This window comes from Curtobacterium sp. PhB115, assembly GCF_003752025.1.
Lineage (GTDB): Bacteria > Actinomycetota > Actinomycetes > Actinomycetales > Microbacteriaceae > Curtobacterium.
The window spans coordinates 212,230-235,224 of sequence record NZ_RJKR01000009.1; the positions used below are offsets into that span (position 1 = coordinate 212,230).

Here is a 22,995-nt window from a genome sequence, read left to right on the forward strand (position 1 = left end):
TCACCACAGAACGGACGGGAGGCGCGGTGCCAGCTGGCACCGCGCCTCCCGTCCGTTCCGTGGTCGCGACCAGGGCGCACGCATCGTGAGCAGGAATGGTCGGCTCCGGTGGACGGACCCGACCATTCCTGCTCACCAAGCGAGCGCGTGAGTGAGCGCGCGCCGTCCGTCAGCGGCGTGCGCGTCGGGCCATCAGACCCACACCGTGCAGCAGCCGGTACTCGGGCGACCGCGTGAGGCCGTCGAACCGCGCCGCGATCTGGTCCCGCTCGGCCTCGGCCTGCCGCCGTGCGGTGTCGTACGCGCCGACCTTCTGCTCGGAGACGATCAACCGCTGGTTGATGTCCTGCACGCCGGCCAGGTGCACGTCACGGTCGTGCTCGGCCTGGCGCAGGACCTCTCGCTGCGCCGTCGCCCAGCGCAGGAACGCGCCGCGCTCACCGGAGCGGCCGGACGCGATGGCCACGGCGGCGTCGAGCACCGGACCGATCTGCACGGCGCGGGCACGGAACGAGTGCCGCTCGACGACCACGGCACGGAGCCGGGCGACCAGTGCGGTGCGCTCGGCACGGGGCATCGCGAGGGCACGCTCGAGCGAGGCCGCGTCCTCGAACACCGGCACGTCGGACAAGCCGAGCTCGTCCAGGCCGAGCGCGCAGTCGGTGACGGGCAGGGCGCCGGAGGCGAGCGACTCGTAGAGACGGGAGTTCAGCGTGCCGAACTCGGCGGCCGGTGCGATGACGTCGTCGACGACGAAGCCGGCGGCGCGGTAGACCTCCGGGAGGGCGAAGTAGGACACCGCCGGTCGGAGCTCGACGCCGGCGGAGGCCTCGACGTGGTCGACGTTGGCCGCGAACCAGACGATCGGTTCGGCGGGGGCGACCTCGGCGAGGACGTCCTGCACCCGGCGGCGGACACCCCAGAAGTTGACGGTGGTGACGGCGCGGTCGGTGCGGGCGGGTGCGCCGGTGGTGGTGGTCGCGGTCCCGGTCCCGGGACCGGTCCCGGTCCCCGTCCCGGTCACGGTCTCGGTCGCTTCCTCGTTGGTGGTGAACAGGTCGGTGTCGACGCCGATCGGGACGACCTCGACCGGGCCGTCGTAGTTCGCGGCCACCACGTCGCGGGCGATGCCGGACGACGTCCACACCGCGTCGAACTCGTCGAGGTACGGCAACGCCGCCCACTTGGCCGTCCAGTTCCTGACCCAGGCGACGAGGGCCGTGGACGCCGGCACGTACCCGGGGACGAACGACTCGATCATGCTCACCAGGACGGCGGTGTCCTCGGGGACCTGCTCGCCCCAGCGTGCGAGCGGCCACATCGCGACGCCCCAGCCCTCGGCACGGAGCGCCCGCGCGAGCCCGAGCGCCACGAACAGGTCGCCCTTGCCCTCGGTCGGGTCGTCGGTCGACACCGCGAACCGGATCGTCCCGCGCGGCCCCTCGGCGTGCTCGCCGGCAGCGAGGGCCGTGTACTCCTGTCGGAGCGGGGACGACATGGGGGTGTTCGGGATCACGGCGGCAGTCACGCCCGCCATTCTGCACGAATCGTCGGCCGCCACAGGGGAGTGGCGGGGCGCGCCTTGTAGGGTGTCATCGGCCCGCGGCACCCCGCGGCCGAGCCATCGACCCGCGCCCGGTGCGCGGCAGCTGCTGGAGGAACTCGCGTGACAGAGCGCAAGCCGGGAGTCGTGTCCGTCATCCTCGTGAACTACAAGGGCACGGACGACACCCTGACGAGCATCGCGGAACTCCGCAAGCAGGACTGGCCGCAGGACAAGCTCGAGGTGATCGTCGTCGAGAACGGCTCGGGGCCCGAGCACCTCGGTCGGCTGAAGGCGTCGGACCTCGACTTCACCCTCATCGACGCCGGAGCGAACCTCGGCTTCACCGGTGGGTGCAACCTCGGTGTCGAGAAGTCCTCCGGCGAGGTCGTGGCGTTCCTCAACAACGACGCCCGTCCTGACACCGGCTGGGTGCGCGAAGCGATGGCGACGTTCGCCTCCGGTGCGGACATCGGCGCCGTGGCGTCGAAGGTCCTCGACTGGGAGGGCGTCAACGTCGACTTCACCGAAGCCGCGATGACCTGGTACGGCATGGGCTACAAGCCCTTCGCCGGTTCCCCGGACACCGGCCGCTGGGAGAGCGAGACCGACGTCCTGTTCGGTACCGGCGCCGCGATGTTCATCCGCGCCGAGCTCTTCGAGCAGCTCGACGGCTTCGACGACCGCTACTTCATGTTCTACGAGGACGTCGACCTCGGCTGGCGGCTGAACCTGCTCGGCTGGCGCTTCCGGTACCAGCCGAAGTCGGTCGCGTTCCACAAGCACCACGCGTCGATGAACAAGTTCGGCGACTTCCGCGAGACCTACCTGCTCGAGCGGAACGCCCTCTTCACGCTCTACAAGAACCTCGGCGACGAGCAGCTCGCCGCCGCGCTGCCCGGTTCGCTGGCGCTCGCAGTCCGTCGTGCCGTCGGCCGGGGGGAGCTCGACTCCACGGAGCTCGACCTCCGGAACCCCGGCGACGACAGCGTCCCCACGATCCCGGTGCCGAAGACGAGCATGGCCGGCATCTACGGCGTCGACCAGTTCGTCGAGCAGCTGCCGTCGATGACCGAGTCCCGCCGGCAGATCCAGGCGACCCGCGTCCGTTCCGACCGTGAGCTCCTCCGCCTGTTCGGCAACCGCGACGAGCCGGCGTACCCGATCGAGAACTACCTGGCCGGCTACGACAAGATCGTGCACTCCCTCGGGGTGCTCGAGGTCGGTACCCGCCGTCGCGTGCTCATCATCACCGGCGACTCCATCGGCGCGAAGATGGCCGGGCCCGCGATCCGCGCGACCCAGATGGCGAAGCAGCTCGCGACCGAGCACGACGTCCGCGTGGTCAGCCTGACCCGCTCGTCGCCGATCGACCCCTCGTACGAGGTCGTCACGGTGCCGCACCGCCACCCGCGTCAGATGGTCGAGCACGAGGGCTGGGCCGACGTCATCATCGTGCAGGGCCACGCGCTCCGGCTGTTCCCGGTGCTCGAGTCGACGAGCAAGATCCTGGTCGTCGACGTGTACGACCCGCTGCACCTCGAACAGCTCGAACAGGGCCGCAGCGACGACGTCGACAAGTGGAACCGTCAGATCCTCGACGCCTCGGACACGCTCAACCACCAGCTCGAGCTCGGCGACTACTTCATCTGCGCGTCCGAGCGGCAGCGGATGTTCTGGCTCGGCCAGCTCGCCGGCTCCGGTCGGGTGAACGCCCGCACGTACTCGCGGGACGCCGACCTGCGCTCGCTCATCGGCGTCGTGCCGTTCGGCCTCTCGTCGACGCCGCCGGTCCACGACCAGCAGCGCGTCAAGGGAGTCGTGCCGGGCATCGGCAAGAACGACAAGCTCGTCGTCTGGGGCGGTGGCATCTACGACTGGTTCGATCCGATCACCCTGGTCCGCTCCATCGCGCAGCTCGCCGCCCGCCGTCCGTCGGTGAAGCTCTTCTTCATGGGCGTGCAGCACCCCAACCCGGACGTGCCCGAGATGGACATCGTCGCGAAGGTCCGTGCCGAGGCGGACGCCCTCGGGCTGACCGGCAAGCACGTGTTCTTCAACGACCAGTGGATCCCGTACGAGGAGCGCGGCGCCTACCTGCTCGAGGCCGACGCCGGTGTCTCGACGCACTACGAGCACCTCGAGACCACCTTCTCGTTCCGCACCCGCATCCTCGACTACCTCTGGGCGCGGTTGCCGATCGTGACCACCGCCGGCGACTCCTTCGGTGACCTCGTCGCCGAGCAGAAGCTCGGCATCGCGGTGCACGAGCAGGACATCGACGGCCTGGCCGCCGCACTCGAGACGGCGCTGTTCGACAAGAAGGCCCGCACCGAGTTCATCGGCAACGTCGACCGGGTGCGCGAGCAGTTCACGTGGGAGAACGTCCTGGCCCCGCTCGTGGACTTCTGCCGGAACCCCGTGCGTGCCGCCGACAAGACGGTCCGCGACACCACGTCGGCGATCGCGCCGCACGCCATGCGCGTGCGGGTGCCGGACCGCAAGAAGCTCTCCGGCGTCCGGTACGACGTCGGTCGTGCGGTGCACTACTTCCGCACCGAGGGCCCGCGGAGCGTCGCGGGGAAGATCAAGCGGCGCCTCGAGAACCGGTGACCCCAGCCGAAGCGACGGCCCTCGTCATCGTCCCGACGTACGACGAGGCCGAGAACGTCCGGTCCATCGTCGCGGCCGTCCTGACGGCGGTGCCGGGCGCGCACCTGCTCGTCGTCGACGACGGCAGCCCGGACGGCACCGGTGACATCGTGCGCTCGATCGCGGCCGACGACGACCGTGTCCACCTGCTGCAACGCTCCGGCAAGCTCGGCCTCGGCACCGCCTACGTCGCCGGGTTCCGCTGGGGACTCGAGCGCGGGTACCCGCTGCTCGTCGAGATGGACGCGGACGGCTCGCACCCCGCCGACCGGCTGCCGGCGCTCGTCGACGCGGTGACGACCTCGGACGAAGTCATGCTCGCGATCGGCTCGCGGTGGGTGCCCGGCGGTTCGGTCGTCGACTGGCCGTTCCGCCGCGAGGCCCTGAGCCGCGGCGCGAACACCTACGCGCGCCTGGTACTCGGGCTCGACGTCCGTGACATCACCGCGGGGTTCCGGGTCTACCGCTCGGACGCGATCGCACGGATGGACCTCGGGTCGATCGACTCGAAGGGGTACTGCTTCCAGGTCGACATGACGCTGCGGGTGGACGCCCTCGGAGGCCGTATCGTCGAGGTCCCGATCCGGTTCCGCGACCGCGTGCACGGGGTCTCGAAGATGAGCCGTTCCATCGTCCTCGAGGCGATGCTCCGCGTCACGCAGTGGGGCCTGCAGCGCCGCTTCGGCCGGCGCACGCGCCCGTAGCGGGCGCTCGCGCTCGCCCGCGCCCTTGCGCTCGCCCTCGCTCGCTTCGTGAGCAGAAATGGTCGGGTCGCGTCCGCAGAGGCGACCTTTCCTGCTCACGATGTGCGGGCCCGGAACGCTGGGCGCGACGGCCTGGAGGCGCGGTGCGGGCCCGCCACGGGCCTCCCGGCCGTCGGTGGGTCACGCGGGACGGCCGCTTCGTGAGCAGGAATGGTCGGGTCGCGTCCGCCAGGGCGACCATTTCTGCTCACGAAGCGCGAAGGTGCGCGTGCGCGTGCGCGTCCGCGCGCCGCGGCTCAGGGCGTGCGCGGGAGGTGCCGACGCCAGGAGCGCCGTCGCGCGGCGATCACGAGCACCGTCACGAAGACCATCAGCCCCGCACCGTGCAGCAGGTAGCTCTCCGCCGTGCTCGTGACGGCCAGCAGCACCAGCACCGCGGCCGGCCACACGTACGCGACCCCCGGGAACGTCGTCGCCGTCACCCACGCGCGGGCGAACGCGAGCAGCGCCGTCACGCCGAGGATGATCGTGCCCGCGAAGCCGATCTGCAGCCAGGCGTCGACGAAGGCGTTCAGACCCGAGGTGAACCGCACACCCGCGGGGTCGATGAGCGTCACGTAGGGCACCACGGGCTCGGTCGGCCAGGTGCCCACCCAGCCCCAGCCCTGGATCGGGTACTGCTCGACGAGCACCCGGATCTGGGACCACAGGTCGATGCGCGTCGCCGTGCCGCCGGCCGCGCCGATCTCGGCGAGCAGCCGGTGCCGTGCGAGGACCCCGACGACGAAGGTCAACAGCACCGCGGCGCCGAGCACACCGTTGACGACGGGTCTGGTCGACGGCCTCGCGTGCCGCAGTGACCAGAGCGCGAGGGCGGTGACGGCGAGGGCGATCATCGCCAGTCCGGTGATGGGGGACTGCACGAGCATCAGGGCGATGACGGCCAGTGCGGTCGAGGCGACGGCCCGCCACACGGTGACTGAACGGGTGAGGAACTCGACGACGAAGGTGACGAGCGCCATCGCGGCGATGAAGCCCATGAAGTTTCGGGTGCCGCCGATGCCCTGGATCGGGCCGCCGTACGCGATGTCGCCGCGGATGCCGAAGGCGGGGAAGGGGACGTCGAGGACCAGGCCGGACAGGACCTCGAGGCCGAGCGCCGTGACGAGCAGGATGCGGAACGCGTCACCGGAGGCCCGGATCACCTGCACCAGGTCGCGGCCGAGCGCGAGGTACAGCCCGAGGCCGATGAAGCACACCGTCGCGACGAGCCCTCGGAGCGCGACCCAGGAGTACTCACTCCACAGGACGCTCAGCGCGCAGTAGCCGACGAAGGCCAGCAGGGACAGCGGCAGGACCCCGTGCCACTCGATCCGGTAGCGCTGCCCGAGCAGGCTCAGGCCCGCCAGGACGAACAGCGTGACGAGCACCGCCCAGGTGCCGGCACGGCCGACCAGGGCCTCGACGGTGGGCTGGCCGAACCCGAACAGCACGATGACCGTCGCGAGCGCCTGGCTGAACCGTCCACCGGCCGAGAAGCCGATCCAGGCGGAGAGGTACCGGCGCCCGAGCACATGGCTGCTCACCCGACCGTCCGTCACGGGTCCATCTTGGCGCACGACCTTGTGACGAGCCCCGCGCAGCGCGGAGCGGCGGCGGTCCAGGTGCGCCGCGGGCGCGCGGCGCTATCGACGATCCGCGATGACGGACGTATCGTCAGCCGATGGAGCGCGCACGTGGTGCCGCCGGGGTCCCACTGGGCGTCGTCCTGCTGGGGGTGCTCGCCACCGCGCTCGCCTGGACCCGACTCGGACCCGTCCCGCGCAGCACGGTGTGGGCCGAGGACGGGGGAGTGTTCCTGCGCGAGCGGATCGCTCTCGGACCGCTCGACACGCTCCTGCACCCGTACGCCGGGTACGTGCACCTCGTGCCACGGCTCGTCGTCGACCTCGGCTACGCCCTGCCCGTCACCCGGTACGCGCAGGTCCTGTCCGCCACGTCCTGCCTGCTCGTCGGGCTCGTCGCCGCGCTCGTGTTCGTGCTGTCGCGCGGCGTGGTCCGGTCGTGGCCGCTCCGGGTCGTCCTGGCGGCGGCGCCCGTCGTGCTGCCGCTGGCGCCGTACGAGATCAGCGGCAACGCGGCGAACCTGCACTGGTACGCGCTGGTCCTGGTGCCGTGGGCGTTCGCACACCGCAGCCGGACGTGGCGGGGAGCGGTGGGGCTCGCGGTGGTCGTCGCGTGCGCGGTGCTGACCGAGCCGTTGACCGTGCTGTTCCTGCCGCTGCTGCTGCTCGGCTGGCGGCACGACCTGCGCGGCGGTGCGGCAGGCGGTGCGGCACGCGGCACGGCTCCTGGTGGTGGTGTCCGTGCGCTCCCCGTCACGGTCGCGGCGCTCGCCGGAGCCGTCGCGCAGCTCGTGACCACGCTGACGCACCCCCGTCCGACCGTGCCCGGCGCACCGGCGTTCCGGGACGTCGTGGCCGGCTACCTGCTCCGACCGGTCGCCGGGTCGTGGAACCCGGACGTCGGAGCGGCCGTCACCGCCGTCGTCGCGCACGGCTGGGCCGTGGTGCTCGTCCCGGCGGGCCTGCTCCTCGTCGTCCTGGTGGCCGCCGTGGTCGTCGGCCCGTGGCCCGCCCGGTGGATGGTCGTCGCCCTCGTCCTCGGCTCCGGTGCCGTCTGGTGGGCGGCCCTCGTCGCGAACGGCGGTGCCGGCATCCCGTGGGCACACCCCGTCGCGGCGATGGCCGGGCTCCCGCCGCAGCGCTACGCGGCCGCCGCAGGCATGCTGCTCGTCTCCGGAGCGGTGGTCGCCGCCGCCACGCTCCTCGACCCGGACCACTGGTCGCGTCCGGCGGGACGGCCTGGAGGCACGGCTCGGCTCCTCGGGTCGGTGGCAGCCTGCTGCGTGGTCGCCGCCGTCGTCACGTCGGCGGTGTTCGCCGTCGCGCCGGGGGAGACCCGTCGGAGTGCCGGTCCGGTCTGGGCGGCGCAGGTGCCGGCCGCCGTCGAGGCGTGTCGGACAGACCCGTCGCTCGAGGTCGTGCGGTTCCGGTCGGCCCCGTGGTCGTCACCGGTGCCGTGCTCCTGGCTCGAGCGGTGAGGTGACCCTCAGCGCGTCGCGGCCCAGCGGAACTCGCGCTTCGCGGGCGGGGTCCGGGGGCCGTCGCCGGTCGAGGCGGGTTCCTCGCCGGTGAGCACGATGCGGGCCTTGATCGCCAGGAGCGCGAAGAGCACCCAGTTGCCCTGGTAGAGCAACCTCGACTCGGCGACGGACTGCACCAGCAGCGCCACGACGACCAGGAGCGGCAGGAGCGACACCGGGTCGAACGGCCGCGGACGGAGCGCCGCGTCGTACCCGATCCGGGTCGCACACGCCCACGAGCGCCACAGCGTCGTGACGACGTACAGGCCGAAGAGCACCAGCCCGATGATCCCGGTCTGCATCCACACGTCGAGGTACGCGTCGTGCGCCTGCAGGTACGTGACCCCCTTGCGGTGCGCGAGGTCAGCGAGCGTCGGGATCCCCGGCCACCAGTACCCGATCCAGCCCCAGCCGACGACGGCGTGCTGGTCGATCAGCCCGAGGACCTTCGCCCAGATCTCGCCGCGGCCGGTGGCGTCCGACCCCTTGCCGAGGAGCTCGGAGACCGGGCCGCGCAGCAGGAACGCCGCGACCGCGACGACGACCGCGCCCACGGCGAGCACCAGGTAGCGCGGGGTCCGGCGCTCGGTCGGGACCCGGCGCACCCAGACGGCCACCAGGGCGACGACCGCCACCACGAGCGCCGCGGCGATCACGGTCGACGATCGGGTCAGGACGAAGGCGAGCGCGGCGAGGACGAGCCAGCCGGTCGCACGGGCACGGCGCATCCGGCCCTCGGCGAGCTGCACGACGACGACGATCGCGACGAGCAGCGCGACCATGGCCAGCAGGTTGGCGTTGCCCGGGAGCCCCTGGATGCGCCCACCCGTGAAGAGCTCGGCGCGGGAGAAGTAGAACGCGTCCGGGATGTCCGCGTCGCCGTAGTCCGTCCAGATCGGCGCGATCGGGTGGCGGACGAACACCGCGACGACGGCCTCGAACAGCAGTGACAGGAGCAGCACCCAGCGGAGCCCGAGGCTCAGCGCGTCGGCGATCCGGCGCCACGTCAGCGTCGACGCGATCGTGAACGCCACGGCGACGCAGATCACCTGCACGATGAGGCTGGAGATCGTCGCGAACCGCCAGTGCGACCACGCCACCGAGACGAGGCACCACGCCAGGAAGGCCCAGAGCGGCCACGGGGTCCGTACGAGCGGCGGCCGCGCCCGGACCAGGATGGTGACGCCCCACACGGCCACCAGGGCCCAGAGGATGCCCGCGCCGACCCAGGTCAGGGTGTTCGGCACCGCGTCGCCGGCGAACAGCACGAACAGCGTCGTCGCGCCGAAGGCGAAGGCCTCGCGCTCGGGTACGGGCCCGCGAGCGAGCGGCCAGGTGTTCGTCACGACGCCAGGGTACCGGCCCGACCGATCGCGTCCGTCGTTCGCCTGGCCGGTCACGACCGCATCGACGAGAGGGCCGAGGCGACGGCAGCGCCGAGGTACGGCGCGAGTGTCGTCGCGAACGTGTTCGTCAGGTGGGTCTGGTCGCGGTGGACGAGCACGCCGCCGATGACGGCAGGGCAGACCGTGTCGGTGCAGTACGAGTCCGTGAGGTCGACGAGACGGGCGGCGCCGTGCATGCGGTCGACTGCCTCGGCGGACCCGTCGAACCCCGCGAGGGCGTCGGCGCGCGAGGAGTCGCAGGCAGGGGTGGTCGGCCCGGACATCTGACCGACGCACGCGACGACGTCGGCGCGCGCCGCAGGGTTGTCCCGGAGCGCGATGATCGGGATGCCGGCATCGGCGGCGGCACCCCATGCCGTGACGAGTCCGTCGACGACCGTCTGCTCGTCCGAGCTGCCGTCCGGCACCACGACCGGGCCGTTCCCGGTCGAGTGCGTCACGATCACGCCGTCCAGGTCCGGGTGCGACCGGATGTGGTCCATCGCGTTCTGCTTCCAACCGGTGCACGAGTCGACCTGGCGCCTGGACCCGGCCTGCTGCTCGGCCGTCGTCAGGTAGCAGCTCTGGTGTCCGGCGACGTCGATGCGCCAGTTGCGCTGCTCCGCGATCCGCTCGTACGCGTCGACGAGCACGTTGTTGTGCGAGTCCCCGATCGCGATGAGGTGCTCGGAGTAGCCCGTGGTCGGGCCGAGGGAACACATCCGGAACGTGCTCGAGTCGTTCGACCAGCAGGCCGATCGGTTCGCGTCGTCGTCGATCGCGTTCGCCGCGGACGGCACCCGGACGTCGGCGAGGGCCGGGTTCACGCACGGGTCGGCCGATCCGATCTCCGCCGCGGCTCCGAAGCACGCGACGTCCCCGGTGCCGAGGCGCTCCGCCAGCCGCGCCGTCCGGACCTGTTGGACGTGGAGGGCCGAGAGCGACGTCGCGCCCAGCGCCACCACGACCAGGGTGCTCACCACCGCGTAGACCGCGACCCGGCGGGGTCGGAGCCGCCGGACGCGCGCGGAGAACCGGAGCGGCTCCTCGACGAACACGGTGGTCGCCGCACCGACGGTGAGCGCACCGACGACGATCGCCACCTTGTCCGCGGCGGTCAGCTCGTGGCGCGTCACGATCGGCAGGAGGACGACCGCCGGCCAGTGCCAGAGGTACACGGCGTAGGAGATCCGACCCGTGAAGCGGACGGGGGCGACGTGACCGACGAACTCGAGTCCCGAGTGCGAACCGAGCAGCACGACCAGCGTCGCGGACACGACCGGCAATGCCGCCGCGATGCCCGGGAACGGCGTCGCAGCGGTGATCGCGAACAGCGAGACGACCAGCCCGCCGGCGCCGACCCAGGCACCGACCGCCCGGGACGTCCGTGCCGCGCCCGACCGCGGCACACGCAGGGGGATCGTCGCCGCGAGCCCGCCGAGTGCGAACTCCCACGCTCGGGTCGCCGTCGAGAAGTAGGCGACCCCGGACGCCGTCCCGGTCTGCACGATGCTCCACGTCAGCGAGAGCACCACGACGACGCCGAGCACGACGCGGGTCACGACGACCGGGTCGGCTCCCGGTCGGCGTGCGCGGTGCGCGAACCACAGGGCCCCGAGGAGCAGCAGGGGCAGGGCGATGTAGAACTGCTCCTCGACCGACAGCGACCAGAAGTGCTGGAACGGGGACGCGCCGTTGCCCTCGGCGAGGTAGTCCACCGAGTCGGCCGCGAGCTGCCAGTTCTGGACGTACACGGCCGAGGCGATGAGCTCCCGGCCGTACTGCCCCCAGAGCGCGTTCGGTACCCAGAGGAGGACCGCGACCCCGGTGGCGACGAGCGTGAGGAACGCGCCGGGGAGCAGCCGTTTCGCACGACGGGCCCAGAACGCCGCGAGGGCGATCCGGCCGGTCGCGGAGGCCTCGCGGAGCAGGTGCCCGGTGATCAGGAAGCCCGAGATCACGAAGAAGACGTCGACGCCGATGAACCCGCCGGGCAGTCGGTTCGGCCACAGGTGGTACAGCAGGACGGCGAGGACGGCGAACGCGCGGAGCCCCTGCACGTCCCACCGCGTCCCGTCCACCACGGCGCCACGGTCGGCACGGCGCGCTCGCCGGGTCGGCGCCCCCACGGTGATCCCAGCCATCGCCAGGAGTCTACGATCACCGCCGGTAGGCTCGGGCCCATGTTCCTCGGCATCACGAACACCCCCCGCGACTACGCCTGGGGCTCGGTCACCGCGATCCCGGAGCTCCTCGGCCGCACCGTCACCGGCGCCCCGCAGGCGGAGCTCTGGCTCGGCGCCCACGCGGGCAGCCCGAGCGTCGTCGTCAACCCGGCGATGGTCGGCGGCGCCGACACCCTCCGCGACTGGATCGAGTCCGAGCCGCAGACCGCGCTCGGCGACGACCGCACCGGGCTGCCCTTCCTGCTGAAGGTGCTCGCAGCGGCAGCACCCCTGTCGCTCCAGGCGCACCCGACCCCGGAGCAGGCGAAGGAGGGCTTCGACCGCGAGGAGCGCGAGGGCATCGCGCTCGACGACCCCTCCCGGAACTACAAGGACCCGTTCCCGAAGCCCGAGCTCGTCGTCGCGCTCAGCGAGCGGTTCGAGGCCCTGAGCGGCTTCCGGTCGGTGGAGGACACCCTCGCCGAGGTCCGGCTGCTCGACGGCGGCACCGGGCGACTCGGTCCGCTCGAGGTGCACCTGCACCACGGCCTCGAGGACACCGTGCGCTGGCTCGAGACCGCGGACGACTCGGCGCTCGCCGTGGTCCAGGCCGCGAGCGACCTCGCGACCGGGCTCGACGAGGCCGCGCACACCCCGAACACCGCGACCGTCCGCGACCTCGCCGTGAGCTACCCCGGCGACCCCGGCGTCGTGGTCTCGCTCCTCATGCACCGCGTGACGCTCACCGCCGGACAGGCGATGTACCTGCCGGCCGGCAACATCCACGCGTACCTCGACGGGCTCGGCATCGAACTGATGGCGCCGTCCGACAACGTCCTGCGCGGCGGGCTCACGCCGAAGCACGTCGACGTGCCGGAGCTCCTGCGCGTGCTCGACTTCACCGCGTACCCGGCGCCCGTCCTCGAGCCGGAGCACCTCGCACCGGGCGTCGAGCGCTTCGCACCGCAGGGAGTCGGCTTCGCACTCGTCCGGGTCGCCGGCGACGGTCGTCCGGTCGGGCTGAGCACCGGCGGGATCGCACCGCTGACGGGGCCGTCGATCGCGATCTGCACCGAGGGGGTCGTCACCCTCGTCGGGGCGCAGTCCGCGACGCTGCTGCGCAAGGGCGAGTCCTGCTTCATCACGCCCGACGAGGGCGACGTCACGGTCGAGGCCGACTCCTCCGACGGCGTGACCTCGACGGTGTTCATCGCCACCGGCGCGTAGGCAGGCAGCCCCGGGGCTGCGCCATCGTCCGCTAGCGTGGCGAGCATGAGTTGGCTGGTCACCGGCGGTGCCGGGTACATCGGGTCCCACGTCGTCCGAGCACTGCGCTCGGCCGGCATCGACACGGTCGCGTTCGACGACCTCTCGAGCGGCTTCCGCGCGTTCGTCCCGGACGACGTGCCGTTCGTCGAGGGCACGATCCTCGACGGCGACCTCGTCGCCCGGACCCTCCGCGAGCACGACGTCACCGGGGTGGTGCACGTCGCGGGCTTCAAGTACGCGGGCGTCTCGGTCGAGCGGCCCCTGCACACCTACGAGCAGAACGTCACCGGCATGGCGACGCTGCTCCGTGCGATGGCGGAGAACGGTGTGACGAAGGCGGTGTTCTCGTCGAGCGCCGCCGTCTACGGCACCCCCGACGTCGAGACCGTCGTGGAGTCCACCCCGAAGAACCCGGAGTCGCCCTACGGCGAGTCGAAGCTCATCGGCGAGTGGCTCCTGCGCGACATGGAGGTCGCCGCCGGCTTCACCACGACCTCGCTCCGCTACTTCAACGTCGTCGGATCGGGGGAGCCCGACCTGTACGACGCCAGCCCCCACAACCTGTTCCCGCTGGTGTTCGACGCGCTGCTGGCCGGTCGGACCCCGCGGATCAACGGCGACGACTACGCGACCCCGGACGGCACCTGCGTCCGCGACTACGTGCACGTCGCCGACCTCGCGCACTCGCACGCGGTGGCGGCGCAGAAGCTCGAGGCGGGGGAGCCGCTCGACCGTGCGTACAACCTCGGCAGCGGCGACGGCGTGAGCGTCCGGCAGATCATGGACGCCATGGCGAAGGGCACCGGCATCGCGTTCGAGCCGGAGATCGCCCCCCGTCGCCCCGGTGACCCTGCGCGCATCGTCGCGACCGGCGAGGCCGCGGGGCGTGACCTGGAGTGGGCGATGCGGCACACGCTCGACGAGATGGTCTCGAGCGCCTGGGAAGCCCGGCGCAGCGCCTCCTGACGGCTGCTGGCGGTCCCGGTTGTCCCCCGAAACCCCGACAGAACGGGCGCGACACGCCCAGACGGGGGACATGACACGCCGAAGTGGTCAGTGCCTTCTATGATCCGCGACTTGACTCAGACGAATGACACCGCTGTAATTACAGGCAACGACTTCAATCGTTGTGGTCCCGTTATCAAGACGTCAGGGGTGATCAGGGTGAACGGATCCGACTTCCACGCCGGAGTTCCGGAGGACTGGCACGTCGACCCCGTGGCGCTCGGCGTCCCGGGTGTGCGACGGCCGGAGACGGACGACGAGGAGAACCCGCTCGCGTGGCAGGCCGACTCGCTGTGCGCACAGACCGACCCGGAGGCGTTCTTCCCCGAGAAGGGCGGCTCCACGCGCGAGGCCAAGAAGATCTGCACCTCGTGCGAGGTCCGGGCCAACTGCCTCGAGTACGCGCTCGAGAACGACGAGCGCTTCGGCATCTGGGGTGGCCTGTCCGAGCGAGAGCGCCGCAAGCTGCGGAAGAGGGCGTAAGCCCGAGCCCTGGAGGCGCGGCGTGCGCCCGTCCCGCACCGCGCGTTGAGGGCGCCCACAGGTTCACGGCGCGCCGCCGTCCGCAACGGACCCCGTGCCTCCAGACCGTAGAGTGACGCCCGTCATGCAGCCCAGAGTCACCGCGATCCTCGTCGCCGCCAACGGGGCGGACCACCTCGACCGGACCCTGGACGCGCTCGCCGCCCAGACCCGGCACCCCGAGAACCTCGTGGTCGTCGACCTCGGTTCCACCGACGGCTCCACCGCGGGCCTGTCGTTCGGCGGTTCCGCCGAACTGCTGCGCCTGCCGGCTGGCCGCCCCTTCGGCGAAGCCGTCGCCCGCGGCGAGCGGGAAGCCCCGCCGGCCGTCACGGACGAACCCGTCGACGAGTGGCTGTGGCTGCTCGGACACGACAACGCGCCCGCGCCGACCGCCCTGGCCGACCTGCTCTCCGCCGTCGAGATCGCCCCGTCCGTCGTCGTCGCCGGACCGAAGCTCGTGGCCGACGACGACCCGTCCCTGATCCGTGCCTTCGGCGAGAGCATGACCCGCTTCGGCCGGTCCATCGTGCTCGTGCAGGACGAGCTCGACCAGGGCCAGCACGACCGCCACACCGACGTCCTCGGTGTCGCGGCCGGCGGCATGCTCGTCCGCCGCTCGGTGTGGAACGAGCTCGGTGGGTTCGACCCCGGGCTGCCCGACGTCGACGCCGCACTCGACTTCTGCGTCCGCGTCCGCCTGGCGGGGCACCGCGTCGCCGTCGTCCCCGAGGCGAAGGTGTCCACCGCCGGTCCGATCGAGGAGTTCGGCCGCAAGCGCGTGTCCGAGGGCCGCCGGGTCCGGATGCACCGTCAGGCCCAGCTGCACCGTCGGATGACGTACGCGCCGGCCGGCTTGCTGTGGCTGCACTGGCTCACCCTCGTCCCGTTCGCCGTGGGCCGCGCGATCGGCCACCTCGTCGCGAAGCACCCGGCGGCCGTCGGTGCCGAGCTCGCGGCCGCGTTCGCGGTGGCGTTCGGCAGCGGCGTCGGTCGGGCGCGGAAGAACCTCGCCCGGTCCAAGAAGCTCGGGTGGGCGGCCGTCGAGCCGCTCCGGGTGAGCTGGCGCCGGGTGCACGAGCACCGCACCACCTCGCGCGACGTCGAACTCGCCCGGGTCGAGGACGCCCCGATCGCACGGGCGTCGTTCCTCGGCGACGGCGGGATCTGGGTCGTGCTCGCCGCAGCCGTGCTCAGTGTCGCGACGCTCTACCCGCTGCTCAGCTCGCCCGCCCTGACCGGCGGTGGGGTGCTGCCGCTCAGCACCAGCGTCGCCGAGCTGTGGCAGAACGTCGGGTACGGCTGGCACTCCCTCGGCACCGGCTTCACGGGGCCGTCTGACCCGTTCGCCGCGGTGCTCGCGGTCCTCGGCTCGATCGTGTTCTGGTCGCCGTCGACCTCGGTCGTCCTCGTGATGCTCGTCGCGTTCCCGGTGTCCGCCCTCGGTGCGTGGTTCGCGGTGCGCAAGGTCACCACCCGCAAGTGGGTCCCGGTCATCGGCGCGGCGCTCTACACGATCGCCCCGTCGCTCGTCGGCGCCGTCACCACCGGCCACCTCGGTGCGGTCATCGCGCACCTGCTCCTGCCGTGGCTGTTCGTCGCCGTCCTCGAGGCGCACCGGTCGTGGGCCTGGGCCTCCGGTGCCTCGCTGCTGTTCGCGGTCATCGCGGCCTCGGCGCCGTCGCTCCTGCCGGTCCTGCTCGTCGGCTGGCTCGTCGCCCTCGTCGTCGGCTGGCGCCGCGCGCACCGCCGCGTCTTCATCCCGGTGCCGACGGCCGTGCTCTTCCTGCCGCTGGTGCTCGCCCAGATCGCCCGCGGCAACGTGCTCGCGGTGTTCGCTGACCCCGGTGTCCCCTCCGCCACCCGTGCGCCGTCCGCGCTGCAGCTCGCCATCGGTCAGCCGCTGCCGGACTGGAGCGGCTGGCTCCCCGCGACCTCCGGGCTCGCCCTCGCCGCCACGGTCCTGCCGATCGTGATGGCCGTCCTGGCGCTCCCCGTGGCCGTGGCCGCGATCGGGGCGGTGCTCGGCCACCGCTGGGCCGTCGCCGGCTCGGCCCTCGTCGTCGCACTGCTCGGGTACGCCACCGCGTTCGGCGCCACCCACGTCACGGTCACGGGCGTCGGGTCGACGACCACGATCGTCTGGCCGGGCAGCGGCCTGTCGGTCTACTGGCTCGCGCTGGTCGTCGCCGCGTGCATCGGCATCGACGTGCTGCCGAAGGCCGCGCCCGTCACGGGACTCGTCGCGACGGTGCTCGCCGGCGTCGCGGTCGCACCGGCCTTCGCGGCCTTCTACCTCGGCAACGCCGCCATCCAGCCGACCACCGGCCGGGTGCTCAGCGCCTACGTGAACGCCGAGGCGCAGGCGAACCCCGACGTCGGCACGCTCGTCATCGTGCCGCAGGACGACGGCTCGCTCGCGGTCTCGCTCGAGCGCGGGCAGGGCGCCACCCTCGACGACCAGTCGACGCTCGACGCCACGGCCCTGCGGCTGAGCGAGTCCGGCGCACGGCTGACGACGCTCGCGGGCAACATCGCGAGCCGCAGCGGCTACGACCCCCGACCCGCGCTCCAGGAGCTCGGCATCAGCTTCGTGCTGCTCGACGAAGCGGGCGACGACCCCGAGGCGCAGACCGTGCACGACCGCGCCGCCGGTGCCATCGGTCAGAACGCACTCTTCACGAGCATCGGTGAGACGACGAACGGCCAGCTGTTCCACTACGAGGGCGACGTCGACCGCACGAGCACCGGTTCCGCGGCCGCGCAGGCCACGCACGTGCTCTACCTCGTCGTGCTCGGCGTGGTGTTCGGCGCCGCGGCACTGCTCGCCGTCCCGACCGCCCCGCGGCGCCGACGGGCGACCTCGAACGTCATCGAGGCCGAGGAACCCGCGACCACCTTCGACGAGGAGCGCGACGAATGAGCACCAACTCCGCCGCCGTCCGCCGGTGGGTCGTCCGCGGCACCGCCACCGCGATCGCCGTGGTCGTGGCCGCCGGCACCATCACCGCCGCGCACGCCATCGGGACCACCACCGACCCGGGGCGCCCGGCCGGCCGCACCGTCACACCCGTGCCCGCCGCAGCCGAGCGGGTCTGCGCGGGCAGCGCCCTGCGCCTGTCCGACGACTCCGGCAACGACGCCACCCAGGCCAGCACCGTCGGCACCGCGACCGTCGCCACCGCGACGACCGGGTCGACCGTCGAGCGCACGTCCCTCGACGCCTCGACCACGGGCGGCAGCGACCCGCGCCTCTTGACCGCCCCGGCTGGTGACACCACGCCGCAGGTCGCGGGCAGCAGCTACCAGAGCGTGTCGAGCGGCGACCTCGTCGGCGCCGGGGCCGCATCGTGCGACGACCCGACCCAGTCGACGTGGCTCGTCGGTGGCTCGACCGAGACCGGCCGGACGAGCCTCGTCACGCTGTCGAACCCGACCGACGTGAACGCCACGGTGGACCTCGCGATCTACGACGGCACCGGGACGGTCAGCGCACCGGGCACGACGGGCATCGTCGTCGCGCCGAACACGCAGAAGGTCGTGCCGCTCTCCGGCTTCGTCTCCGACCAGGGCTCGACGACCGTGCACGTGTCGTCGTCCGGCGGGCAGATCGTCGCGCACATGCAGGAGTCCGTCGTCCGGACGCTCACCCCCGGTGGCTACGACATCGTCTCCGGCGGCGCAGCTCCTTCCCGCTCGCAGGTGATCCCCGGTGTGGTCCTCGCCGGCGCGCAGGCTGCCCAGCGCGGTGACGACACCGCCGACGCCGCACCGATCGTCCGGCTGTTCGTCCCCGGGACGAAGTCGGCACGCGTCACGCTCGGCATCACGACCGCGGACGGCGGCGGCACCACCGTCAACGCGACCGCGGAACCCGGTGTCGTGACCGACGTCGCGCTCGACGACTTCCCGGACGGCCGCTACTCGTTCACGGTGACCTCGACGGAACCTGTCGTCGCCGGCGCCCGCACCACGACGCCGACCGACGGCGGCAGCGACCTGGGGTGGTTCGCCTCCGCCGCGCCGCTCGGCGACCGCACGATCACCGCGGTCGCGCCGGGCGAGGGCGTCCGCCTGAACCTGGTGAACCCGACCCGCGAGGACCGCGATGTCGTGATCCGGACCGGCGACGACAAGCGCACCCTGTCGCTCGTCGCGGGATCCACCGCGACCATGCCGGTGCCGACGGCCACCCAGCTCACGATCTCCGGCGCCGAGGGCATCGTCGCCGGCGTCACCTACCGCGGGGACGCCGGCATCGCCGGGTTCCCGGTGCGGCCCGCCACGCAGGTGTCGACGCCGGTGCGCGTCTACCCCTGACCCGGGTCACCAGTGCCGGTAGCGGTCCGGCGCCAGGTCCCACGGGTCCTTGTCGATGAGCTCGCCGACCGCTCGGAACACCGCGGTCTCGATGATGATGCGCCGATCGGCGTCGTCCTTCTCGGGGCTGCGGTTCACCCGCTCGACCGGGATCCGGAAGACGGTCACACGACGCGTCTCGCGGTCGATGCGCCAGCGCGGCATGGCGTCGGGCAGCGTCTGGTCGGTCGGCATGTCCGCGACCTGGAACACCACACCGGCCAGCTCCTCCGGCCACAGGCCGAGCAGGTAGTGGGCGCTGTCGCCGACGATGCGGTCGAACGCCTCGGCGCGGGTGATGATCGGCGCGAGCTCCGGCCCGGTGACGCTGGAACGGCCGCCGCGTCCGTGCCGGGACCGGCCACGACCGCGGTCGATCGGGGTGACGAGGCGGGGCTTCCGACGCATCCCCACATCGTACGCGCGCACGAGCCCGCCCCGATCGCTCCGCTAGGCTCCCAGTCGTCATGGACGTGAGGATCTGCAGCAAGGTGGCGTGCGCCGCGAGTGCCTCGGCGACCCTGACGTACGACTACGGCGACTCCATGGTCGTCGTCGGGCCGCTCTCCACCCGCGTCGAACCCCACGGCTACGACCTCTGCGCCCGTCACGCCGCCCGCCTGCGCGTACCGCGCGGCTGGCAGGTGGTGCGGCGGGAGCCGCTGCCGCGCGAGGCGGACTGACGGCTCGCGTCCGCGACGCACCAGCGGCAGGCGGACGGGAGGCACGGCTCACGTGACCGACGTCGGCTGACGACCCGCGCCTCCCGGCATGGAAGACTGATGGGCATGCCCACCGAAGCCCAGACCGCAGCACCGTACCGCGTCGCCGACCTCTCCATCGCCGAGGCGGGCCGCCACCAGATCCGCCTCGCCGAGAACGAGATGCCGGGCCTGATGTCCCTGCGCGAGGAGTTCGGGGCGTCGCAGCCGCTCGCCGGCGCGCGCATCGCCGGGTCGCTGCACATGACGGTGCAGACCGCGGTGCTCATCGAGACGCTCGTCGCCCTCGGCGCGCAGGTCCGCTGGGCCAGCTGCAACATCTTCTCCACGCAGGACGAGGCCGCGGCCGCCGTCGCCGTCGGGCCCACCGGCACCCCCGAAGCCCCCGCCGGTGTCCCGGTGTTCGCGTGGAAGGGCGAGACGCTCGAGGAGTACTGGTGGTGCACCAACCGGATCTTCGACTGGACCGCCGAGGCCGCGGCCGCCGGTGCCGACTGGATCGGCCCGAACCTCATCCTCGACGACGGCGGTGACGCGACGATGCTCGTGCACACCGGCGCCGACGCCGAAGCAGCGGGGGCCGCGCCGGTCGCCGAGGCCGACGCCAGTGCCGAGTGGAAGATCGTGCTCGACACCGTCGCCGCGTCGCTGCAGGAGTCGACCGACCGCTGGACCCGCATCGCCGCGGACATCCAGGGCGTGACCGAGGAGACCACCACCGGCGTGCACCGCCTGTACGAGCTCTTCCGGAACGGCGAACTGAAGTTCCCGGCGATCAACGTCAACGACTCCGTCACGAAGTCGAAGTTCGACAACAAGTACGGCATCCGGCACTCGCTGCCCGACGGCCTGAACCGTGCGACCGACGTCCTGATGGGCGGCAAGGTCGCGTTCGTCGTGGGCTACGGCGACGTCGGCAAGGGGGCGGCCGAGGCACTCCGTGGGCAGGGCGCGCGCGTCATCGTCAGCGAGGTCGACCCGATCTGCGCGCTGCAGGCATCGATGGACGGCTACCAGGTCGCCCGCCTCGCCGACGTCGTGGGCACGGTCGACATGGTCATCACCTGCACCGGCAACCTCGGCGTCGTCGGCGTGGACGAGATGCTCGGGCTGAAGCACCTGGCGATCGTCGCGAACGTCGGGCACTTCGACAACGAGATCGACATGGCGGGGCTCGAGTCGTTGCCCGGCGTGGAGAAGGTCGAGATCAAGCCGCAGGTGCACGAGTGGCGGCTGCCGAACGGTCGGTCGATCCTGGTGCTGTCCGAGGGGCGGCTGATGAACCTCGGCAACGCCACGGGACACCCCTCGTTCGTGATGAGCAACTCGTTCACGAACCAGGTCCTCGCGCAGATCGAGCTGCACACCCGGCGTTCGGAGTACCCGACCGGGGTCTACGTGCTGCCGAAGCACCTCGACGAGAAGGTCGCGCGGCTGCACCTCGACGCCCTCGGGGTCGTGCTGACCGAGCTCCGTCCGGAGCAGGCGGCGTACATCGGCGTGCCGGTCGAGGGCCCCTTCAAGCCGGACCACTACCGCTACTGAGGCGCGCCGCGACCGCGCGCCGCGACCGCGCGCCGCGCGTCAGCGCGGGAAGCCCGGCGGGCGCGCGGCCGCCGACGCCCCGGCGGCGGCGAGCAGCTGCGCGCGGGAGCGCAGCGCCTGTACGTCCCGCGAGCGGCGCAGCACGACGACCCCGGCGAGGAACACCTCGGCGGGTACCGGCGGCACCGGGTGCGCGAACGGAGCAACGTCCGCCGCCAGGCCCTGCGCCGCAGCCACCCGGAGCTCGGGACGCATCAGGGCGGCCCCACGGAAGAACGCCCCGAGCCGGTTCTCGAGCCGCTGCGGGAGCGCCGAGACGTCCGCCACCCCGGCCCACGCCGCGAGTTCGGCGGGGAGCAGGACCTCTGGGTCGCGCTGCTTCGGCATCCGCTCGTGCTGCACCACGGTGCCGGCCAGCAGGTCCCCGAGCCGCCGCGGCCGCGACCCGAACAACGCGACGAGGAGCGCCACCGACCCGAAGGTCATCCAGAGCTCGAACACCCCGACGAGGGCTCGGGTGAACGCGTGCCGGAAGCCGATCGCGCCGCCGTCGAGCCGCACCACCCTGGTGCCGGTGGCGAACCGGCCGACACTGCGCCCGCGGGTGACCGTCTCGACCGCCGCGGGGACGAGCACGACCACGGTGACGAGCAGTGCGATGCTGAGCGCGGCGCCCCACGCGTCGTCGAGGCCGCTCGGCCAGACCCGGGACAGCCCGATCAGGAGCAGCACCGCGAGGGCGACCAGGCAGAGGGCATCGAGCAGCGCCGCCGCGAGCCGCAGCACGATGCCGGCGGGCTGGACGTCGAGCGCGACCCCTTCGCCGACGACGAGTTCGTCGGCGGTGTCGTCGAGGGCACGGGAGAACCGGGCATCGGCGAGGTCGCGCGGCGCACGGGGCTTCGACATGGGATCATTCTGTCGGACGGACGGCACCCGACACGAGCGGCGCCGCCCGACACGAGGGGGACACGTGGACCTGGACGCCTACGCCGAGGTGCACCGCGACCGGTGGCAGGAGCTCGACCGCCTCGCCCGTGCCCGCCACACGTCCGGCGCCGACGTCGACCGCCTGGTCTCGGGGTACCAGGAAGCAGCGACGGACCTCGCCCGGATCCGCGGTGCCGCCGCCCGCACCACCACCGGCGACCGCCTCTCGCTCACCCTGTTCCGCGCCCGTCTGCGCTTCACCGGCACCCCTGTCGACCCGTTGACCGCGGTCACGCTCTTCTTCACTCGCCAGCTGCCCGCGGCCCTGTACCGGATCCGGTGGGTGACGATCTGGGTGGCCCTCGCGACGGTGGCGATCGCGGCGATCGTCGCGGTGTGGATCACGACGACTCCCGGTGCGACGGCCACGTTCGGCACGCAGGAGGCCCTGCGCCAGTACGCCACCCAGGACTTCGTCGACTACTACTCGGACCACGGCCTCGGGGCGTTCACCGCGCAGGTCTGGACGAACAACGCGTACATCGCCGCGACGATGGTGGCGTTCGGCATCACGGGCGTCTTCGTCCCCTTCTCGATCATGCAGAACGCCGTCGGCCTCGGGGTGTCCGCGGCGATCATGCACTCCCAGGGCCGTCTGGGCGACTTCTTCCTCTGGATCGCCCCGCACGGTCAGCTCGAGCTCTACTCGGTGTTCCTGGCGGGTGGCGCGGGGCTGATGATCTTCTGGTCGTGGGTCGCACCCGGTGCGCACCGCACCCGCGGGCAGGCCCTCGCCGAGGACGGCCGAGCCCTCATCACCATCGCGATCGGCCTGACGCTGACCCTGCTGCTCTCCGGACTGGTCGAGGGCGTCGTCACGCGACAGGACTGGCCGTGGCCGATCAAGATCGGGATCGGCACGGTGGCGCTCGTCGCGGTGCTCGCCTACCAGTGGGTGCTCGGCGGTCGGGCGTTCCGGGCAGGGGAGCGCGGCGACGTCGAGGAGTTCGAGCGCGGCACGTCCGCCCTGGTCGCCGGGTAGCGCGGAC

General features: G+C 72.4%; 17 protein-coding genes. 11 read left to right on the forward strand and 6 right to left on the reverse strand.

The genetic code is table 11. The features are described 5' to 3' along the window. Window positions 1-169 precede the first annotated feature (169 nt). The gene (locus EDF19_RS19205; protein ID WP_185022862.1) at window positions 170-1,528 is read right to left on the reverse strand and encodes a glycosyltransferase; all 1,359 of its coding nucleotides are present in this window, start codon (window positions 1,526-1,528) and stop codon (window positions 170-172) included. A gap of 138 nt (window positions 1,529-1,666) precedes the next feature. Between EDF19_RS19205 and EDF19_RS13925 the strand changes: the two genes are divergently transcribed. Next, the gene (locus EDF19_RS13925) at window positions 1,667-4,156 is read left to right on the forward strand and encodes a glycosyltransferase (RefSeq protein ID WP_123681469.1); all 2,490 of its coding nucleotides are present in this window, start codon (window positions 1,667-1,669) and stop codon (window positions 4,154-4,156) included. Continuing rightward, a complete protein-coding gene (locus EDF19_RS13930; RefSeq protein ID WP_123681470.1) occupies window positions 4,153-4,899 on the forward strand; it encodes a polyprenol monophosphomannose synthase in 747 nt (248 codons plus the stop codon). The genes EDF19_RS13925 and EDF19_RS13930 overlap by 4 nt, the downstream gene beginning before the upstream one ends. 296 nt (window positions 4,900-5,195) lie before the next feature. Here EDF19_RS13930 and EDF19_RS13935 read toward each other — a convergent pair whose 3' ends face one another. Beyond that, a complete protein-coding gene (locus EDF19_RS13935) occupies window positions 5,196-6,485 on the reverse strand; it encodes an O-antigen ligase (protein ID WP_148071107.1) in 1,290 nt (429 codons plus the stop codon). 137 nt (window positions 6,486-6,622) lie between these two features. On the opposite strand from EDF19_RS13935, the gene EDF19_RS13940 reads away from it, so the two are divergent. Next, window positions 6,623-8,002 carry a hypothetical protein gene (locus EDF19_RS13940; protein WP_123681472.1) on the forward strand — a complete coding sequence of 460 codons (1,380 nt, stop codon included), beginning with the start codon at window positions 6,623-6,625 and terminating at the stop codon, window positions 8,000-8,002. 8 nt (window positions 8,003-8,010) lie between these two features. Here EDF19_RS13940 and EDF19_RS13945 read toward each other — a convergent pair whose 3' ends face one another. Continuing rightward, on the reverse strand, window positions 8,011-9,390 hold the full coding sequence (locus tag EDF19_RS13945; RefSeq protein WP_185022863.1) for an O-antigen ligase: 1,380 nt from the start codon (window positions 9,388-9,390) through the stop codon (window positions 8,011-8,013). A gap of 50 nt (window positions 9,391-9,440) precedes the next feature. Continuing rightward, window positions 9,441-11,573 (reverse strand): acyltransferase family protein, encoded by a 2,133-nt coding sequence (locus tag EDF19_RS13950; RefSeq protein WP_123681474.1) that lies wholly within the window; start codon window positions 11,571-11,573, stop codon window positions 9,441-9,443. 39 nt (window positions 11,574-11,612) lie between these two features. Between EDF19_RS13950 and manA the strand changes: the two genes are divergently transcribed. From manA to EDF19_RS13975, 5 genes are all read left to right on the forward strand, one after another. Then, window positions 11,613-12,821: a mannose-6-phosphate isomerase, class I gene (gene manA / locus EDF19_RS13955; protein WP_123681475.1), complete on the forward strand. Its 1,209-nt coding sequence runs from the start codon at window positions 11,613-11,615 to the stop codon at window positions 12,819-12,821. Window positions 12,822-12,866: 45 nt separating this feature from the next. Continuing rightward, window positions 12,867-13,829, forward strand: a complete 963-nt coding sequence (gene galE, locus EDF19_RS13960) for a UDP-glucose 4-epimerase GalE (protein WP_123681539.1) — start codon at window positions 12,867-12,869, stop codon at window positions 13,827-13,829. Window positions 13,830-14,018: 189 nt separating this feature from the next. Beyond that, the gene (locus EDF19_RS13965; RefSeq protein ID WP_395860290.1) at window positions 14,019-14,351 is read left to right on the forward strand and encodes a WhiB family transcriptional regulator; all 333 of its coding nucleotides are present in this window, start codon (window positions 14,019-14,021) and stop codon (window positions 14,349-14,351) included. Window positions 14,352-14,475: 124 nt separating this feature from the next. Next, window positions 14,476-17,313, forward strand: coding sequence for a glycosyltransferase family 2 protein (locus EDF19_RS13970; protein ID WP_123681476.1), 2,838 nt, complete (start codon window positions 14,476-14,478; stop codon window positions 17,311-17,313). Further along, window positions 17,310-18,710 carry a DUF5719 family protein gene (locus EDF19_RS13975; protein ID WP_123681477.1) on the forward strand — a complete coding sequence of 467 codons (1,401 nt, stop codon included), beginning with the start codon at window positions 17,310-17,312 and terminating at the stop codon, window positions 18,708-18,710. The genes EDF19_RS13970 and EDF19_RS13975 overlap by 4 nt, the downstream gene beginning before the upstream one ends. Before the next feature lie 6 nt (window positions 18,711-18,716). Here the strand turns inward: EDF19_RS13975 and EDF19_RS13980 are convergent, their stop codons facing one another. Beyond that, window positions 18,717-19,157: a metallopeptidase family protein gene (locus tag EDF19_RS13980; protein ID WP_123681478.1), complete on the reverse strand. Its 441-nt coding sequence runs from the start codon at window positions 19,155-19,157 to the stop codon at window positions 18,717-18,719. Window positions 19,158-19,216: 59 nt separating this feature from the next. On the opposite strand from EDF19_RS13980, the gene EDF19_RS13985 reads away from it, so the two are divergent. Both EDF19_RS13985 and ahcY read left to right on the forward strand, forming a co-directional pair. Then, window positions 19,217-19,432: a DUF3499 family protein gene (locus EDF19_RS13985; RefSeq protein ID WP_123681479.1), complete on the forward strand. Its 216-nt coding sequence runs from the start codon at window positions 19,217-19,219 to the stop codon at window positions 19,430-19,432. A gap of 105 nt (window positions 19,433-19,537) precedes the next feature. Next, window positions 19,538-21,016 carry an adenosylhomocysteinase gene (gene ahcY, locus EDF19_RS13990; protein ID WP_123681541.1) on the forward strand — a complete coding sequence of 493 codons (1,479 nt, stop codon included), beginning with the start codon at window positions 19,538-19,540 and terminating at the stop codon, window positions 21,014-21,016. Window positions 21,017-21,055: 39 nt separating this feature from the next. Here the strand turns inward: ahcY and EDF19_RS13995 are convergent, their stop codons facing one another. Beyond that, entirely contained in the window at window positions 21,056-21,925 is an 870-nt protein-coding gene (locus tag EDF19_RS13995; protein ID WP_123681480.1) for an RDD family protein, read from the reverse strand. Window positions 21,926-21,989: 64 nt separating this feature from the next. Between EDF19_RS13995 and EDF19_RS14000 the strand changes: the two genes are divergently transcribed. Further along, entirely contained in the window at window positions 21,990-22,988 is a 999-nt protein-coding gene (locus EDF19_RS14000) for a stage II sporulation protein M (protein ID WP_123681481.1), read from the forward strand. The last annotated feature ends 7 nt before the right edge of the window (window positions 22,989-22,995 follow it).

Coding starts and splice junctions, on each gene's coding strand:
- EDF19_RS13940 (WP_123681472.1), top strand. CDS start 6,623: ATGGAGCGCGCACGTGGTGCCGCCGGGGTCCCACTGGGCGTCGTCCTG.
- EDF19_RS13950 (WP_123681474.1), bottom strand. CDS start 11,573: ATGGCTGGGATCACCGTGGGGGCGCCGACCCGGCGAGCGCGCCGTGCC.
- manA (WP_123681475.1), top strand. CDS start 11,613: ATGTTCCTCGGCATCACGAACACCCCCCGCGACTACGCCTGGGGCTCG.
- galE (WP_123681539.1), top strand. CDS start 12,867: ATGAGTTGGCTGGTCACCGGCGGTGCCGGGTACATCGGGTCCCACGTC.
- EDF19_RS13970 (WP_123681476.1), top strand. CDS start 14,476: ATGCAGCCCAGAGTCACCGCGATCCTCGTCGCCGCCAACGGGGCGGAC.
- EDF19_RS13975 (WP_123681477.1), top strand. CDS start 17,310: ATGAGCACCAACTCCGCCGCCGTCCGCCGGTGGGTCGTCCGCGGCACC.
- EDF19_RS13980 (WP_123681478.1), bottom strand. CDS start 19,157: ATGCGTCGGAAGCCCCGCCTCGTCACCCCGATCGACCGCGGTCGTGGC.
- EDF19_RS13985 (WP_123681479.1), top strand. CDS start 19,217: ATGGACGTGAGGATCTGCAGCAAGGTGGCGTGCGCCGCGAGTGCCTCG.
- ahcY (WP_123681541.1), top strand. CDS start 19,538: ATGCCCACCGAAGCCCAGACCGCAGCACCGTACCGCGTCGCCGACCTC.
- EDF19_RS13995 (WP_123681480.1), bottom strand. CDS start 21,925: ATGTCGAAGCCCCGTGCGCCGCGCGACCTCGCCGATGCCCGGTTCTCC.